The following is a 564-nucleotide window of genomic DNA, read 5'->3' as shown; positions in this document are numbered from 1 at the left end:
GGCGATCGCATCGGTTGAACCGGAAACTACGCATGAGAATGGACTGTTGATTGCTGCTATTTGTACAGACGTTCCAGGGTTTTGTAGAGACCTGTCATGCTTAGTCTCTACATCTAATAGGGATTGCACGTCTTTTTCTGGAAGTGGAACAGCAAGCATACTCCCTGTGGGCAACTGTTGCATCAGTTGTCCCCTTGTTGCCACAACCGCCAAGGCATCTTCTAGGGAGAACACGCCTGCAATTGTTGCCGCGACGTATTCCCCGATGCTGTGACCAATCATTGCCTCTGGACGCACTCCCCATTCCATCCATAATTGGGCCAGGGCGTACTCAATAATAAACAGTGCTGGTTGGGTAATTGCCGTCTGCTGTAGAGACGCGAGATCTCTCGTCTCTACATCGATGTGTTGTGCGTGTGGATAAAGTATATGACGGATATCGAGACCGAGGTGGGGTTGGAGAATTGCAGCACAGATATCCACATATTTGCGAAATGTGGGTTCGACCTCGTATAGTTCCCGCCCCATATTTACATATTGCGCCCCTTGTCCTGAAAACATGAA

At 49.1% G+C, this 564-nt stretch carries 1 protein-coding gene; it reads right to left on the bottom strand.

Annotated features, from left to right (window positions below; genetic code table 11):
* Positions 1 to 564 (bottom strand): acyltransferase domain-containing protein (locus WA1_RS52025; protein ID WP_148663133.1); only part of this gene is annotated, 564 nt, incomplete at both ends.

Origin of the sequence: Scytonema hofmannii PCC 7110 (assembly GCF_000346485.2) — a bacterium.
Lineage (GTDB): Bacteria > Cyanobacteriota > Cyanobacteriia > Cyanobacteriales > Nostocaceae > Scytonema > Scytonema hofmannii.
The sequence above is the reverse complement of the archived record's forward strand: the minus strand, read 5'-3'. Positions and strand labels throughout refer to the sequence as shown.